This window comes from Streptomyces sp. (assembly GCF_031181555.1).
Taxonomy (GTDB): Bacteria; Actinomycetota; Actinomycetes; order Streptomycetales; family Streptomycetaceae; genus Streptomyces; species Streptomyces fimbriatus.
This window is the reverse complement of sequence record NZ_JAPSKQ010000116.1, coordinates 1-14,923: the sequence shown is the minus strand read 5'-3', so window position 1 is coordinate 14,923 and position 14,923 is coordinate 1. Positions and strand designations below refer to the sequence as shown.

Annotated in this window: 13 protein-coding genes and 1 riboswitch; of the genes, 3 read left to right on the top strand and 10 right to left on the bottom strand. The window is 70.1% G+C overall.

Annotated features, from left to right (window positions below; genetic code table 11):
* The first annotated feature begins 83 nt into the window (after positions 1-83).
* Together RIM90_RS21670 and RIM90_RS21665 are read left to right on the top strand one after the other, a co-directional pair.
* Positions 84-1,499: an SLC13 family permease gene (locus tag RIM90_RS21670; RefSeq protein ID WP_309062410.1), complete on the top strand. Its 1,416-nt coding sequence runs from the start codon at positions 84-86 to the stop codon at positions 1,497-1,499.
* A 39-nt stretch (positions 1,500-1,538) separates the two neighbouring features.
* Positions 1,539-2,768 (top strand): glycerate kinase, encoded by a 1,230-nt coding sequence (locus tag RIM90_RS21665; protein ID WP_309062409.1) that lies wholly within the window; start codon positions 1,539-1,541, stop codon positions 2,766-2,768.
* On the opposite strand, the gene RIM90_RS21660 is transcribed toward RIM90_RS21665, so the two are convergent.
* The 6 genes from RIM90_RS21660 to RIM90_RS21635 form a co-directional block, all read right to left on the bottom strand.
* Positions 2,723-4,129 carry an aminotransferase class V-fold PLP-dependent enzyme gene (locus tag RIM90_RS21660; RefSeq protein WP_309062408.1) on the bottom strand — a complete coding sequence of 469 codons (1,407 nt, stop codon included), beginning with the start codon at positions 4,127-4,129 and terminating at the stop codon, positions 2,723-2,725. The two genes, RIM90_RS21665 and RIM90_RS21660, sit on opposite strands and share 46 nt — an antisense overlap.
* 189 nt (positions 4,130-4,318) lie before the next feature.
* Positions 4,319-4,435, bottom strand: a riboswitch (SAM riboswitch).
* A 91-nt stretch (positions 4,436-4,526) separates the two neighbouring features.
* Positions 4,527-5,591, bottom strand: a complete 1,065-nt coding sequence (gene trpD / locus RIM90_RS21655; protein WP_309062407.1) for an anthranilate phosphoribosyltransferase — start codon at positions 5,589-5,591, stop codon at positions 4,527-4,529.
* A 122-nt stretch (positions 5,592-5,713) separates the two neighbouring features.
* Positions 5,714-7,351 carry a cytochrome bc complex cytochrome b subunit gene (locus RIM90_RS21650; protein WP_309062406.1) on the bottom strand — a complete coding sequence of 546 codons (1,638 nt, stop codon included), beginning with the start codon at positions 7,349-7,351 and terminating at the stop codon, positions 5,714-5,716.
* Positions 7,348-8,406 carry a Rieske 2Fe-2S domain-containing protein gene (locus RIM90_RS21645; protein WP_309062405.1) on the bottom strand — a complete coding sequence of 353 codons (1,059 nt, stop codon included), beginning with the start codon at positions 8,404-8,406 and terminating at the stop codon, positions 7,348-7,350. Before RIM90_RS21645 ends, RIM90_RS21650 begins: the two co-directional genes overlap by 4 nt.
* Positions 8,403-9,215 carry a c-type cytochrome gene (locus RIM90_RS21640; RefSeq protein ID WP_309062404.1) on the bottom strand — a complete coding sequence of 271 codons (813 nt, stop codon included), beginning with the start codon at positions 9,213-9,215 and terminating at the stop codon, positions 8,403-8,405. Before RIM90_RS21640 ends, RIM90_RS21645 begins: the two co-directional genes overlap by 4 nt.
* A gap of 78 nt (positions 9,216-9,293) precedes the next feature.
* The gene (locus RIM90_RS21635) at positions 9,294-9,905 is read right to left on the bottom strand and encodes a heme-copper oxidase subunit III (RefSeq protein WP_309062403.1); all 612 of its coding nucleotides are present in this window, start codon (positions 9,903-9,905) and stop codon (positions 9,294-9,296) included.
* Between the two features lie 213 nt (positions 9,906-10,118).
* Between RIM90_RS21635 and RIM90_RS21630 the strand changes: the two genes are divergently transcribed.
* Positions 10,119-10,520, top strand: a complete 402-nt coding sequence (locus tag RIM90_RS21630) for a hypothetical protein (RefSeq protein ID WP_309062402.1) — start codon at positions 10,119-10,121, stop codon at positions 10,518-10,520.
* A gap of 46 nt (positions 10,521-10,566) precedes the next feature.
* Here the strand turns inward: RIM90_RS21630 and RIM90_RS21625 are convergent, their stop codons facing one another.
* From RIM90_RS21625 to coxB, 4 genes are all read right to left on the bottom strand, one after another.
* On the bottom strand, positions 10,567-11,853 hold the full coding sequence (locus tag RIM90_RS21625) for an Ig-like domain-containing protein (RefSeq protein WP_309062401.1): 1,287 nt from the start codon (positions 11,851-11,853) through the stop codon (positions 10,567-10,569).
* A 130-nt stretch (positions 11,854-11,983) separates the two neighbouring features.
* Complete coding sequence (locus RIM90_RS21620) at positions 11,984-12,382, bottom strand: cytochrome c oxidase subunit 4 (protein WP_309062400.1); 399 nt, start codon at positions 12,380-12,382, stop codon at positions 11,984-11,986.
* Complete coding sequence (gene ctaD, locus RIM90_RS21615; protein WP_309062399.1) at positions 12,379-14,115, bottom strand: cytochrome c oxidase subunit I; 1,737 nt, start codon at positions 14,113-14,115, stop codon at positions 12,379-12,381. Before ctaD ends, RIM90_RS21620 begins: the two co-directional genes overlap by 4 nt.
* Positions 14,112-14,923 (bottom strand): cytochrome c oxidase subunit II (coxB, locus tag RIM90_RS21610; protein WP_309062398.1); only part of this gene is annotated, 812 nt, incomplete at its 5' end. The genes coxB and ctaD, both read right to left, overlap by 4 nt.

Genomic DNA, 14,923 nt, shown 5'->3' with positions numbered 1-14,923 from the left:
GCCCGCCGGGTGAGCCCGCCGGGTGAAGTTCCCTTCATCTTCGGCTCATCGAGGGCTCACGGCCCGGGTGAATCGTCGGTGACGTGAGCCTGAATCCCCGACTGACCGCCGCCCTGTGCGTGGCCCTGTCGCTGTGCGCGCTGCTCGCGGTGCCCGGCAACTTCCCCGGCCTGAGCGGGGACGCGCGCCTCACCCTCGCCGTGTTCGCGCTGGCGACCTGCGCCTGGGTCGGTACGCCGATCGACGACACGTACATCGCGCTGGGTGCCGGACTCGCGCTGACGGTGACCGGGGTGATCAGCAGCGACACCCTCTTCGGCACCCTGGGCGACTCGACGGTGTGGCTGCTGATCTGCGCGTTCGTGCTGGCGGCCGCGGTGACCCGGACCGGGCTCGCGGGGCGGGCGGCGGCGTTCCTGGTCGGCGGGGCGCGCAGCGTACGGCAGTTGGTCCACCTGACGACGGCCGCGCTGGTCGTCACGGCGTTCGCGGTGCCCGCCACCTCGGGCCGGGCCGCGCTCGCCCTGCCGGTGTTCCTCGCCCTCGCCAAGGCCCTCGCCGACCGCAGGCGGCTGGTGGTGATGCTGGCGCTGCTGTTCCCGACCGTGATCCTGCTGTCGGCGGTGGCGACCCTGATCGGCGCGGGCGCGCACCTGATCACCGTGTCGGTGCTGTGGGAGGCCACCGGGGAGCGGGTCGGCTTCACGCAGTGGCTGCTCCTCGGGCTGCCGCTGGCCGTGGCCTCCTCCCATCTCGCCGCGGAGGCGGTCCTGTTGACCACCACCCGGCGCGCGGACCGCAAGGGCCCGGTGCACATCACCGCCGAGGAGATCCAGCGGCACAGCGACCGCCCCGTCACCGGCCCCTGGACGCAGGCCGAGAAGCGCTGCGCCCTGCTGCTCGCCACGGTCGTCGCCCTGTGGTGCAGCGAGCCGCTGCACCGGGTGCCGCCGGCCGTGGTCGCGCTGATCGGCGCGGTCGTCGCCGCCTCGCCGGCCCTGGGCACCGTACGGCTGAAGGACGCCCTGAGGACGGTGCCCTGGCCGCTGCTGCTGTTCATGGCGGCGACCATGGCGATGGGCGTGGCGCTCGCCGAGTCGGGGGCGGCGAAGTGGCTGGTCGGCGGGTTGCCCGCCGGGATCACCCCGGTGATGTTCCTGGCGGTCGTGATCGCGGCCAGCACGGCCGCCCATCTGATCCTGCAGTCCCGCTCCGCCCGCAGCTCGGTGCTGGTCCCGCTGGTGGTCGCGGCGGCCGTGGGCGCCGGGGTGAACCCGGTCGCCGCGGCGCTGGCCTCCACCGCCGCGGCGGGCTTCTGCCACACGCTGCCGGCCTCCGCGAAGCCGGTCACGCTCTTCGCGGAGATCCCCGGCACCCCCACCTACACCCCGCGCGACCTGCTCCGGCTGTCCGCCGTACTGGCCCCGCTGACCGCCGCCCTGGTCCTGCTGTTCGCCGTCGCGGTGTGGCCGCTGCTCGGCGTCCCGGTGACCCGCTAGGCCGCCCGCACCAGGTACTGACCCTCTAGGAGTGATCCCATGCTCACCCGTGTCGTCGTAGCCCCCAGCGGCTTCAAGGAGTCGCTGTCCGCCGAGGCCGCCGCCGACGCCATCGCGGCGGGTGTCCGCCGGGTCCTGCCGGACGCGGAGATCGACCGGATCCCGCTGGTGGACGGCGGCGAGGGCACGGCCCCGGCGCTGGCCGCCGCGACCGGCGGGCGGCTGGTCGCCCTGGCCGCCACGGGCCCGGTCGGCGAACCGGTCGGCACGCACTTCGCGCTCCTCGGCTCCCGGGACACCGCGGTGGTGGAGATGGCGGCGGTCGCGGGCCTCTCCCTGGTCCCGCACACCCGGCGCGACCCCGGCGCCACGACCACGTACGGCGTCGGCGAACTGATCCGCGCGGCGCTCGACCAGGGGGTGCGGCGCGTCCTGGTCGGCTGCGGCGACTCGGGCACCTCCGACGGCGGCGCGGGCGCCCTCCAGGCCCTCGGCGCCCGGCTGCTGGACCAGGACGGGTTCGAACTTCCGCACGGCGGACGCGAGTTGACGCGGCTGGCGCGCATCGACCCGACCGGCCTCGATCCCCGCCTGAACGAGGTGGAACTCCTCGTCGCCTGCAACCCCTTCAACGTGCTGTGCGGCGAGCGGGGCGTGGCCCGGGTGTTCGGTCCGCAGAAGGGGGCGACCCCGGCGCAGGTCGAGGAGCTGTCGGCGGGACTGGAGAACTGGGCGCGCGTCCTCACCCGCGATCTCGCCGTCACCGGCGCCGATCTGCGCCACGGCCCCGGCACGGGTGCCTCCGGCGGGCTCGGCGCCGGGCTCGCCGCCCTCGGCGCGCGCCTCCTCCCCCGCTTCGAGGTCCTGCTGGACCATCTCGACCTGGACGCCCGGCTGGCCCGCGCCGATCTGGTCGTCACCGCCGAGGGCGCCCTGGACCACCAGACACCGCGCGGCAAGGTGCCCGCCGAGGTGGCCCGGCGCGCCAAGCTGTACGGGCGGCCGGTGCTCGCCGTGGCGGGGACGCTCGGCGAAGGGGCGCACGACGTGCCGGGCGTGGACGCCTGCCACGGCATCCTGCCCGCCCCGATGGCCCTGGCGGAGGCCCTGCTCCGGGGCGCCGAACTCCTCACCGACGCCACGGAACGGGCCCTGCGGATGATCCTCCTGGGTGCCCGGCTACCGGTTCACGCGGAGCCGGCCGAGGCGGTGGCCGCCACGGTTCACGCCGACGTGTCGGGCACGCACCGCCCGTCCACCGTGCGGTAGTCCCACCGCGCCCCGTCCCGCACGAGTTCCCTGACCGCCCGCACGAACCGTTCCACGTGCTCGTCCGGCGTGCCCGCCCCGAAGCTGACCCGGACGGCGTTCAGGGACTTCTCCCCGGGCGCCGCCTCGGGGGCGCCGCACTCCCCCTGGCTCCGCGGGTCGCCGCCGAGCAGCGTGCGCACCAGCGGGTGGGCGCAGAACAGCCCGTCGCGCACGCCGATGCCGTACTCGGCGGACAGCGCGGCGGCGAAGTGGGAGCTGTTCCAGCCCTCGACGACGAAGGAGAGCACACCGACGCGCGGGGCGTCGTCCCCGAACAGGGACAGGAACCGCACCTCGGGGACGTCCGCGAGCCCTTCGCGCACCGTGCGGATCAGGTGCTCCTCGCGGGCGAGCAGCGTGTCGAACCCGGCCTCGGTGAGCGCCCCGCAGGCCGACGCGATGGCGTGGGCACCGATGACGTTGGGCGAGCCGGCCTCGTGGCGGGCGGCGCCGTCGTGCCACTCCACGTCCACTCCCCCGTCGGTGCGCCGGGTGACCCTGCGGCTGGCACCGCCGCCCGCGAGGTACGGCTCGGCCTCCCGCAGCCAGTCGGCGCGGCCGGCCAGGACACCGGAGCCGAAGGGGGCGTACAGCTTGTGCCCGGAGAAGGCGACCCAGTCGACATCCAGGTCACGGACGCTCACCGGGTGGTGCGGGGCCAGCTGGGCGGCGTCCAGGACGATCCGGGCGCCGTGCGCGTGGGCGGCGGCGGCCAGTTCCCGTACGGGCCACAGCTCGCCGGTGACGTTGGAGGCGCCGGTGACGCACACCAGGGCGGGGCCGCCGGGGCCTCCCCTGTTCGAGCGGAGCCGGGAGCTCGGGGAGGGGTCGCGGTCGGCGAGGGCGCGCTCCAGGGTCTCGACGGCCTGCCGCGGGCTGCTCGGGGCGTCGAGGCAGGTGACCCGGGCACCGCGCCAGGGCAGCAGGGCCGCGTGGTGCTCGGTCTCGAAGACGAAGACCTCGCAGCCGTCCGGGAGCGCGGCGGCGAGCAGGTTGAGGGAGTCGGTGGTGGAGCGGGTGAAGACCACCTGGTCCGTACCGCGGCAGTCGAGGAAGGCGGCGACGGTCCGGCGCGCGTTCTCGAACAGGTCGGTGGAGAGCTGGGAGAGGTATCCGGCGCCGCGGTGGACACTGCCGTAGTACGGCGCGTAAGCGGCCACGTCGTCCCAGACGCGCTGGAGCGCGGGGGCGCTGGCGGCGTAGTCGAGCGCGGCGTAGGTGACCTCGCCACCGGTGACGAGCGGGACGGTGACGTCCCGGCCCAGAACCGGCAGAGGCGCACGGACGGACTGGTCGGCGGCAAGGGTGGAGACGGGCATGGGTGAACTCCCGGAGAGGCGGGCGAGGTCCCCGCGCGAGCACGCACCGCTCGAGCGCGAAAGGACGGGAAAGCGAGAAAGGAGGATTGCGGAGGCGGGGCTCTGCGGCCCTAGCGCATTCGCTTGCTCAACGGAAGGCTCCCTCGAACGACCAGGACCCCTGGCCCCACACCTGCACAGTGTGCGAGGGGTCCGCGCTTGCCCTGGGCCCTGCTGCCCACGGCCTGGTCCTCACCCGGGGCACCCCGCCACGGACGGAGGGTTGCCGGACAGCCGGCCGGGGCCTCATGGCTGTCGCTCATGACCTGGACAGGAACGTACGGGAAGGGGGCGATCTCCCGCAACCCGTGTCCGGATCGCGGGACATCGCCCCCCTTGCTCGGCCCTGCTCGGAGCGCTACGCGTTGCTGACGGCCACCCAGCGTTCCAGGACCCGCTTGGCGGCCCCCGAGTCGAGGGACTCGGCGGCCCGGTCCATGCCGGCCCGGATCCGCTCGGTCAGGGTCCCGCCGCCCGGCTCCAGCGCCACCAGCGCCGCCGCGGAGTTCAGCAGCACCGCGTCCCGCACCGGTCCCTTCTCGCCGTCCAGCAGCCGGCGGGCGACCTCGGCGTTGTACGAGGCGTCGGCGCCCCGCAGCGCCTCGACCGGCACCAGCTCGATCCCGACGTCGCGCGGGTCGAAGGTCTCCTCGGTCACCGTGCCGTCCCGGACCACCCACACCCGGGAGGTGGCGGTGGTGGTCAGCTCGTCCAGGCCGTCGTCGCCGCGGAACACCAGCGAGGAGTGACCGCGCTCGGCGAAGACCCCGGCCATGATCGGGGCCATCCTGGGGTCGGCGACCCCGACCGCCTGGGCCTTGACCCGCGCCGGGTTGGCCAGCGGGCCGAGGAAGTTGAACACCGTGCGGATGCCCAGCTGCCCGCGGGCCGCCGCCACGTGGCGCAGCGCCGGGTGGAACTTCACCGCGAAGCAGAAGGTGATGCCGGCCTGCTCGGCGACCTCGGCGACCCGCTGCGGGGTCAGCTCCAGGTTGACGCCGAGCTTCTCCAGGACGTCGGAGGCACCGGACGCGGAGGAGGCGGCCCGGTTGCCGTGCTTGACGACCTTGGCACCGGTGCCGGCCACGACGATCGAGGACATCGTGGAGATGTTCACCGTCCTGGCGCCGTCGCCGCCGGTGCCGACGATGTCGACCGTCGTCCCGGGCACCTCGATCACCCTGGCGTGGTCGTACATCGCCCGCACGCAGCCGGTGATCTCCTCCACCGTCTCGCCCTTGGCCCGCAGGGCCACCGCGAAGCCGGCGATCTGCGCGTCGGTCGCCTCGCCGCGCATGATGAGGTCCATCGCCCAGGCGGTGTCGTCGGCGGACAGGTCCCGGCCGTCCAGCAGACCGTTCAGCAGGGCGGGCCAGGAGCGGCCCGCCGCGGTGTCGCCTCCAGCGGGGGTCACAGCGCTCATCAGCCGCTCCTGATCGTCGTAGAAGAGTCTTCCAGGACCACCCTATCCAGCACCGGGCACGGCGAAGGGCCCCGTCCGAACACCGGACGGGGCCCTTCGCCGTGGCGTGGCGAGCGCAGCGATCAGTGGTGGCCGTGGCCGCTCGTGATCTCCTTGTACTCCTCGACGGTGGGCTTCGGAATCTGGGACTCCTCGCCGTAGTACGCCTCGCTGAGCTTGGCGCGCAGCTTCTCGGAGCCCTTCACCTTGCGCTTGACGCCGTTCTCGTCGACCGTCGGGCCGATCTCGGCCGGCTTGTACTGCTCGTGCGCCGTGAGGGTGTACATCTGCTCCTGGCTGAGCGGCTCGTGCACCTCGATGAACTCACCGTGCGGCAGGCGCTTGATGATGCCCGACTCGCGGCCGTGCAGCACCTTGTCCTTGTCCCGGCGCTGCAGGCCGAGGCAGATCCGCTTGGTGACGATGAACGCGACGACCGGTCCCGCGAAGAAGCCGATGCGGACGAACCAGGTGACCGCGTTGATCGAGAGGTTGAAGTGCGTGGCGACGATGTCGTTGCCACCGCCGATCAGCATGATCATGTACGCCGTGACCCAGGCGACACCGAAGGCCGTACGGGTCGGGGCGTTGCGCGGCCGGTCCAGGATGTGGTGCTCGCGCTTGTCCCCGGTGATCCAGGACTCGATGAACGGGTAGAGCGCGATGATCGCGAGGAAGAGGCCGAACAGCACCAGCGGGATGAAGACGCCCAGGACCAGGGTGTGGCCCCAGAAGTTGATCTCCCAGCCGGGCATGGCGCGGACCAGACCCTCGGCGAAGCCCATGTACCAGTCGGGCTGGGCGCCCGTGGAGACCATGTCCGGACGGTACGGGCCCAGGTTCCAGATCGGGTTGATGGACGCGATGCCGGCGATCAGCGCGGTGAAGCCGAAGACCAGGAAGAAGAAGCCTCCCGCCTTGGCCATGTAGACCGGCAGCAGCGGCATGCCGACGACGTTCTTGTTGGTCCGTCCGGCACCCGCGAACTGCGTGTGCTTGTGGTAGAAGACCAGGATCAGGTGGGCGACCACGAGACCGAGCATGATGCCCGGCAGCAGCAGGATGTGGATCGAGTAGAACCGCGCGACGAAGTCGGTGCCGGGGAACTCTCCGCCGAACAGGAACATCGAGATGTACGTGCCGACGATCGGCACGGACAGGATCGCGCCCTGGGTGAAGCGGACACCGGTTCCGGAGAGCAGGTCGTCCGGCAGCGAGTAGCCGGTGAAACCGGTGAACATGCCGAGCACGAACAGCAGGAAGCCGAACAGCCAGTTGATCTCGCGCGGCTTGCGGAACGCGCCGGTGAAGAAGACGCGCATCATGTGCACGAACATGCCGGCCAGGAAGATGACCGCCGCCCAGTGGTGGATCTGCCGGATGAGCAGACCGCCGCGCACGTCGAAGCTGATCTCCAGGGTGGAGGCGTACGCCTCCGACATCAGCTGTCCCTGCATCGGGATGTAGCTGCCGTGGTACTCCACCTCGTTCATCGACGGGTGGAAGAACAGCGTCAGATACACACCCGTGAGGATGATGATCAGGAAGCTGTAGAGGCAGATCTCACCCAGCATGAAGGACCAGTGGTCCGGGAAGATCTTGCGCATGTTGGCCTTGGCCAGGGAGTAGATCCCGAGCCGGCCGTCGGCCCAGTCGGCGACGCGTTCGCCGGCCGGGGCCTTCCCGCGAGAGCGGGACTCGGTGCTGGTGTTGGTGCTCATCCGCGCTCCCAGAATGCAGGACCGACGGGCTCGTCGAAGTCGGCGAGCGCTTCGAGGTAACCCTCGTCGTTCACGCCGATGCGCAGCTGCGGCAGCGGGTGACCGGCGGGACCGAAGATCACCTTGGCACCGTCGGAGAGGTCGAAGGTGGACTGGTGGCAGGGGCACAGGACGTGGTGCGTCTGCTGCTCGTACAGGGAGATCGGACAGCCGACGTGGGTGCAGATCTTCGAGTACGCGAGGATGCCCTCGTGCGACCACTCCAGCGTGCGCTTGTCCTTGATGTCGTCCGGCTGGATGCGGACGATCATCAGGGCGGCCTTGGCGATCTCGTTGTTGAAGCCGTGATCGTGCTCGTCCAGGCCCTCGGGCTTGGCGAACGTGAGCGAGCCGACCACGATGTCCGAGGGACGCATCGGCTCGTTGGTGTTCTGGTTGATGAGCAGCTTGCCCCTCGACCAGGCGGTGTGGCGCAGCTTGTCCTCGGGCAGCGGGCCGAGGTCGCGCAGCAGCACGACGCCGGACAGCGGCACCAGGGTGAGCGCGCCGAACATGGTGTTGCGGATCAGCTTGCGCCGGCCGAGCTGCGACTCCTTGGCACCCTGCCGGAAGTCGTCCATGACCTTGGTCCGGACCTCCGGCGGCGCCTCGATCGGGTGCCGCTCGTCGGTCAGCTCCTCGTCGGACATCAGGGTGCGGGCCCAGTGGACCGCGCCCGCGCCGATGGCGAACAGCGCGATGCCGAGCGTCACGCCGAGCGCGAAGTTCAGGGCGCTGATGCGACCCAGCGGGAAGATGTAGACCATCTTCTCGACCGGGATCGCCACGAACGAGGCGATGAAGCCGATGGTGGCCAGCATCGACAGCGTGAACAGCAGGGCGACCGTGCGCTCGGAGCGCTTGGCGGCCCGCTCGTCGATGTCCTGGATCCGGTGCTCGTGGGGCGGCAGCCCCGGGTCGGCGAACGGATGCTTCTCGTCCGCGACGTCTACCGCACCGTGGGTGGTGTCCTGCGCCGTGGGCAGGTTCTTTTCGGGATTGTCTTGGCTACTCATGACTTCTTGGCCTTTGCGGTGCGAGCGGCGACCCACACAGCGACGGCGATCAGGCCGCCGAGACCGAAGATCCAACCGAACAGGCCCTCGCTGACCGGGCCGAGCCCGCCCAGCTCCATGCCGCCCGGGCTCTCGGACTTGTCGCTGTTGACCTCGCCCAGGTACGCGATGATGTCCTTCTTGTTCTGCTCCGACATCGTGCTGTCGGGGAAGGAGGGCATGTTCTGCGGGCCGGTGAGCATGGCCTCGTAGATGTGCTTCGGGTCCACGTCCTCGAGGCTCGGCGCGTACTTGCCGTGCGTCAGCGCGCCGCCCTTGCCGGTGAAGTTGTGGCACTGGGCGCAGTTGTTGCGGAACAGCTCACCGCCCTTGGCGATGTCGGCGCCCTCGGGGCTGTACTGCTCCTCGGTCGGGATGGCCGGGCCGGCGCCCAGGGAGGCGATGTACGCCGCCAGCTGGTCGATCTCGGCCTGGCTGTAGATCGTCCTCTTGTCCGGGATCTGCGCCGCCTGCGAGGTGTGGGCCGGCATGCGGCCGGTGCCCACCTGGAAGTCCACGGCCGCGGCGCCCACGCCCACCAGGCTCGGTCCGTCGGAGGTCCCCTGACCGCCGGTGCCGTGGCAGCTGGCGCAGCCGACCGTATAGAGCTTCTTGCCCTCCTCGATGGTGAGGGACTGGGCGGTTTCGTCGGCCTGCGCCTTGTCCGCGGGTGCGAACACGGCGTAGAGCCCCCCGGTGCATGCCAGCGCGAGGAGTAGGACGACGAGCGCCGCCAGCGGGTGGCGTCGTCGTGCGGAGAGCTTTTTCACGGATTACCCCGGTGTCAGGATCTTCTGCGTCGATGCTTCTGGTGGGTGCGCTTCGGGAGCGCGCGGATGCGGGCCCGGTTACTTGATCATGTAGATCGTGGCGAAGAGACCGATCCAGACGACATCGACGAAGTGCCAGTAGTAGGACACGACGATGGCCGCGGTCGCCTGCTCGTGGGTGAACCTGCGAGCCGCGTAGGTCCGGCCGAGGACCAGCAGGAAGGCGATGAGACCGCCCGTCACGTGCAGGCCGTGGAAGCCGGTGGTCAGGTAGAACACCGAGCCGTACGGGTCGGAGGAGAGGGACAGTCCCTCGTGCTTGACCAGCTCGGTGTACTCGAAGACCTGGCCGCCGATGAAGACCGCGCCCATGATGAAGGTGACGATGAACCACATCCGGAGCTTCTTCACGTCACCGCGCTCGGCGGCGAACACGCCGAGCTGGCAGGTGAGGGAGGAGAGCACCAGGATCGTGGTGTTCGTCGCCGAGAACGGGAAGTTCAGGGCGTCGGCCTTCTCCGACCAGAAGTCGGGTCCGGTCACCGATCGCAGGGTGAAGTACATCGCGAAGAGGGCCGCGAAGAACATCAGCTCGGAACTCAGCCAGATGATGGTTCCGACGCTGGTGAGGTTCGGCCGGTTGACCGACGGGTGCGCGTGCCCGGTATCTACTGTCGTTGCTGTCGCCACGCCGACATTATGTCGGTCGCTTATCCCGCCCTCACTCCGGGGGGTGCCGTTCGGTGTGTTCGCCCCTCCTGTACTGCCCGGATGGCCCAGGGAACGACCGTTCGCAGGCGTGTCCGAACCAGTGTTGACAGGCGGCCGGAAGGGGTAGCATCCGCGCCATCGGTACCCGAAGTGCCCGGCAATGCCGTGCCTCTCTCGACGCGTGGAGGAACAATGCAGGCGACCGCCACGGTGCTGGTCTACAGCGACGACGCCAACACCCGGGAGCAGGTGCGGCTCGCCACCGGCCGGCGGCCGGCCCCGGACGTCCCCGTCGTGGAGTTCGTGGAGTGCGCGACCGTACCGGCCGTCCTCAAGGAGCTGGACCGGGGCGGCATCGACGTCTGTGTCCTGGACGGCGAGGCCGTGCCCATGGGCGGCATGGGGGTGTGCCGCCAGATCAAGGACGAGATCTTCGACTGCCCGCCGGTGCTGCTGCTGATCGGGCGGCCCCAGGACGCCTGGCTGGCCACCTGGAGCCGCGCGGAGGCGGCTGTGGCGCTGCCGGTGGAGCCGGTGGAGTTCGCCTCGGCCCTGGCCTCCCTGCTGCGCCGGAAGCCCGCCCTGAGCGCCTGAGCGGCCCCTCGGGGAAACCCGGCCGGGACGCGCCGGGGACGTGCCCTCACGCCGGCTGGGGACGCAGCCGCGCCCTCTCCCCGGTGCGGGGGTCGCCCTGGGCCCCGTCCACCAGCGCGCTGCCCTCGCGCCACTTCTGCCAGGTGAGGTTCCAGTCGCCGAAGCCGTTGCCGAAGGGTTCCATGGTGCTGCCGTTCGAGTTCACCACCTCGACGAGGTCACCCGCACGGACGGTCCCGAAGAACCACTCGGCGTTCCCGGTGCTCATGCCGACGCAGCCGTGGCTGACGTTGGCGTAGCCCTGGGAGCCGACGGACCAGGGGGCGGCGTGCACGTACTCGCCGCTCCAGGTCACCCGGGTGGCGAACTCGACGTTCAGGTCGTACGACTCGGCCGAGCCCTCGGCTATGCCGACGGTGCTGCTGCGCATGCGTACGAAGCGTTCCTTGCCGAGCACGACCTTGACGCCGTTGCGGGTCTCGAACCCGGGCTTGCCGGTGGTGACGGGGATCTGCTTGATCTCCTCACCGTTCTTGTGGACCGTCAGCCGGTGCGCGGCGGCATCGGCGACGGCTATGACCCGGTCGCCGATGGCGATCGTCAGGGGTGCGGACGCGCCGCCCCGGAGCCGGTCGTTGATCTTGATGCCCTCCAGGGTGCTGTGCACCCGGACGGTGGCGTGGGCCGGCCAGTAGTCCTCCGGGCGGTAGTGCAGCTTCTTGTCGTCCACCCAGTGCCAGGTGCCGCTCACCGCGGGCGTGGAGTCCACCTTCAGGGCGCGCTCCACGACGGCGCGCTGGGCCCGGTCCCTGACGGGCACGTTCAGCTCGGCGGTGAGCGGCTGGCCGACGCCGTAGGTGCCGGCCTCCGGTCCGAAGGTGACGGCCAGGCGCTGGGTGGTGGTGGGCTTGCCGGTGGTGAAGGAGAGGACCTTGCGGCCCGGTCGCCCGTCCTCGTTCTCGGTGCTCACGCGGACCGTGTACCGGGCGTTCGCGGCGAGCGGCGAGGTGCTGTGCCAGCGGCTGCCGTCGGCGGCGAGTTCGCCGGCCACGTAGCGGCCCGAGGCGTCCACGGCGGTGACGTCCGTGATGCGCCCGTCGGAGTCCTCGGCGACGACCTCCAGGGGCCGGTCGGGGTCGGCCGTCCTCCCCTCGTCGACGGATCCGTTGAAGGAGATCTGCTCCGCCGCGTCGTACGGCTCGGCGGACAGCGGGTTGTCGTCGGCGCCGCAGCCCGCGACGCCCGCGCCCAGGGCGATCACCAGCAGCGTGCAGCCGGCGACGGTGCGGCTCCGGCCGGTTCCCGCGCCGCGAAGGGACTCTGTCTGTCTCATGACCTCACGCTAGGGAGCCGCGCCGGCTCCGGCGCACCGGACGGGCCGAACGTGTGACATCCGGTGCGGCAAAAGCGGGGCCCGGACGCTCCTGACGGAGTGTCCGGGCCCCGAAGTGCCGTGCCGCGTGTTACTGGGTGCGGTTCTCACCGCGGTAGTACTCGAAGACCCAGCCCCAGATGCTGACCAGGATCAGCGGCAGCGAGAAGTACATCAGCCACCAGCCGACGGCGACGGCCAGGAAGGAGAAGGCGCCACCGATGGCCAGGAAGAGCGGCTGCCAGCTGTGCGGGCTGAAGAACCCGACCTCGCCGGCGTCGTCCGCGACGTCCGCCTCCTTGTTGTCCTGCGCGCCCACGTCCACCCGCTTGGCCGTGAAGCCCAGGTAGAAGCCGACCATGATGGCCAGGCCGAAGGCCAGGAAGAGGGCGGTGGTACCGGCCGGCTCCTTCGACCACACGCCGTAGACCACGGCCATGATGAGGAGGAAGACGCTCAGCCACATGAACATCTTGCCCTGGATCTTCACTTGCCGGCCTCCTTGCCGCCAGCGAGGGCCTTCTCGCCGTGACCGGCGTTCTCGAGCTCGTCGAGCGCGGCGATCTCCGGGTGGTGCAGGTCGAATGCCGGGGATTCGCTGCGGATCTTCGGCAGGGTGAGGAAGTTGTGCCGCGGCGGCGGGCAGGAGGTCGCCCACTCCAGCGAGCGGCCGTAGCCCCAGGGGTCGTCGACGCCGACCGGCTTGCCGTACTTGGCCGTCTTCCAGATGTTGTAGAAGAACGGCAGGATCGACAGGCCGAGCAGGAACGAGGCGATCGTGGAGACCGTGTTCAGGGCGGTGAAGCCGTCGGCCGCCAGGTAGTCGGCGTACCGGCGCGGCATGCCCTCGGCACCCAGCCAGTGCTGGACCAGGAAGGTGCCGTGGAAGCCGATGAACAGCGTCCAGAAGGTGATCTTTCCGAGGCGCTCGTCGAGCATCTTGCCGGTGAACTTCGGCCACCAGAAGTGGAAGCCGGCGAACATCGCGAACACCACCGTGCCGAAGACCACGTAGTGGAAGTGCGCCACCACGAAGTAGCTGTCGGAGACGTGGAAGTCCAGCGGCGGCGAGGCCAGGATGACGCCGGTCAGACCACCGAAGGTGAAGGTGATCAGGAAGCCCAGCGCCCACAGCATCGGCGTCTCGAAGGAGAGGCTGCCCTTCCACATGGTGCCGATCCAGTTGAAGAACTTCACACCGGTCGGGACCGCGATCAGGAAGGTCATGAAGGAGAAGAACGGCAGCAGCACCCCGCCGGTGACGTACATGTGGTGCGCCCACACCGTCACCGACAGACCGGCGATCGCGATGGTCGCGCCGATCAGGCCCATGTAGCCGAACATCGGCTTGCGGGAGAAGACCGGGATGACCTCACTGATGATGCCGAAGAACGGCAGCGCGATGATGTACACCTCGGGGTGGCCGAAGAACCAGAACAGGTGCTGCCACAGCAGCGCGCCGCCGTTGGCCGAGTCGAAGATGTGGCTGCCGAACTTGCGGTCCGCCTCCAGCGCGAACAGCGCGGCGGCCAGCACCGGGAAGGCGAGCAGGACCAGCACACCGGTCAGCAGCACGTTCCAGGTGAAGATCGGCATCCGGAACATCGTCATGCCGGGGGCCCGCATGCAGATGATCGTGGTGATGAAGTTGACCGAGCCGAGGATGGTGCCGAAGCCGGAGAACGCCAGGCCCATGATCCACATGTCGGCGCCGATGCCCGGCGAGCGGACCGCGTCCGACAGCGGCGAGTAGGCGAACCAGCCGAAGTTGGCCGCCCCGTCCGGGGTGAGGAAACCGCCGACCGCGATGAGCGAGCCGAACAGGTACAGCCAGTAGGCGAACATGTTCAGCCGCGGGAACGCCACGTCGGGCGCGCCGATCTGCAGCGGCATGATCCAGTTGGCGAAACCGGCGAACAGCGGCGTCGCGAACATCAGCAGCATGATCGTGCCGTGCATCGTGAACGCCTGGTTGAACTGCTCGTTCGACATGATCTGCAGGCCCGGCCGGGCCAGCTCGGCGCGCATGACGAGCGCCATCACGCCACCGATCACGAAGAACGCGAACGACGTCACCAGGTACAGCGTGCCGATCGTCTTGTGGTCCGTGGTCGTCAGCCACTTGACCACGACGCTGCCGCGGTTCTGGCGCCGGACCGGCAGCTGGTCCTCGTAGTGGGACCCTGCTGCCGCGGCACCCTGGGGTTGGTTGAGGATGCTCACAGGATGTTCGACTCCCGGTTCTTGCTGGGCCCGGACTGCGGGATGCCCGCGGGCACGTAACCGGTCTGCCCCTTCTTCACGAGGTCCTTCAGGTGCTGCTCGTAACGCTCGGGGGAGACGACCTTGACGTTGAACAGCATCCGGGAGTGGTCCACGCCGCAGAGCTCGGCGCACTTGCCGAGGAAGGTGCCCTCCTTGTTGGGGGTCACCTCGAAGGCGTTGGTGTGGCCCGGGATGACGTCCTGCTTCATCAGGAACGGCACCACCCAGAAGGAGTGGATGACGTCACGCGAGGTCAGCACGAAGCGGACCCGCTTGCCCTCGGGCAGCCACAGGGTGGGGCCCGGGTTGTTGGTCTGCGGGTTCCGGGTGCCGGGGACACCGCAGTCGTAGACACCGCCGGCGTCCGCCGGGAAGGCGTCCTTGTAGCGGTTCGGAATCGCGTCCAGTTCCTTGGACTTCTTGGCGTCACCCGTGGAACCGTCGACGTTCTCGATGTAGTTGAAGCACCAGCTCCACTGGAAGCCGACCACGTTGATCGTGACGTCGGGCTGCTTCTCGAGCCTCATCAGCTCGGATTCGTCGCGGGCGGTGAAGTAGAAGAGCACCGAGACGATGAGGAGCGGGACGACCGTGTACAGCGCCTCGATGGGCATGTTGTACCGGGTCTGCGGAGGAACCTCGACCTTGGTGCGGCTGCGCCGGTGGAAGAAAGCACTCCACAGGATCAGGCCCCACACCAGCACGCCGACGGCGAGCGCGGCAGCCCAGGACCCCTGCCACAGGGAGAGGATCCGCGGAGCCTCTT

Bases quoted from the DNA above. Each gene is read 5' to 3' on its own strand.
- RIM90_RS21665 (WP_309062409.1), top strand. From the start codon at position 1,539: ATGCTCACCCGTGTCGTCGTAGCCCCCAGCGGCTTCAAGGAGTCGCTG.
- RIM90_RS21660 (WP_309062408.1), bottom strand. From the start codon at position 4,129: ATGCCCGTCTCCACCCTTGCCGCCGACCAGTCCGTCCGTGCGCCTCTG.
- trpD (WP_309062407.1), bottom strand. From the start codon at position 5,591: ATGAGCGCTGTGACCCCCGCTGGAGGCGACACCGCGGCGGGCCGCTCC.
- RIM90_RS21650 (WP_309062406.1), bottom strand. From the start codon at position 7,351: ATGAGCACCAACACCAGCACCGAGTCCCGCTCTCGCGGGAAGGCCCCG.
- RIM90_RS21645 (WP_309062405.1), bottom strand. From the start codon at position 8,406: ATGAGTAGCCAAGACAATCCCGAAAAGAACCTGCCCACGGCGCAGGAC.
- RIM90_RS21630 (WP_309062402.1), top strand. From the start codon at position 10,119: ATGCAGGCGACCGCCACGGTGCTGGTCTACAGCGACGACGCCAACACC.
- RIM90_RS21625 (WP_309062401.1), bottom strand. From the start codon at position 11,853: ATGAGACAGACAGAGTCCCTTCGCGGCGCGGGAACCGGCCGGAGCCGC.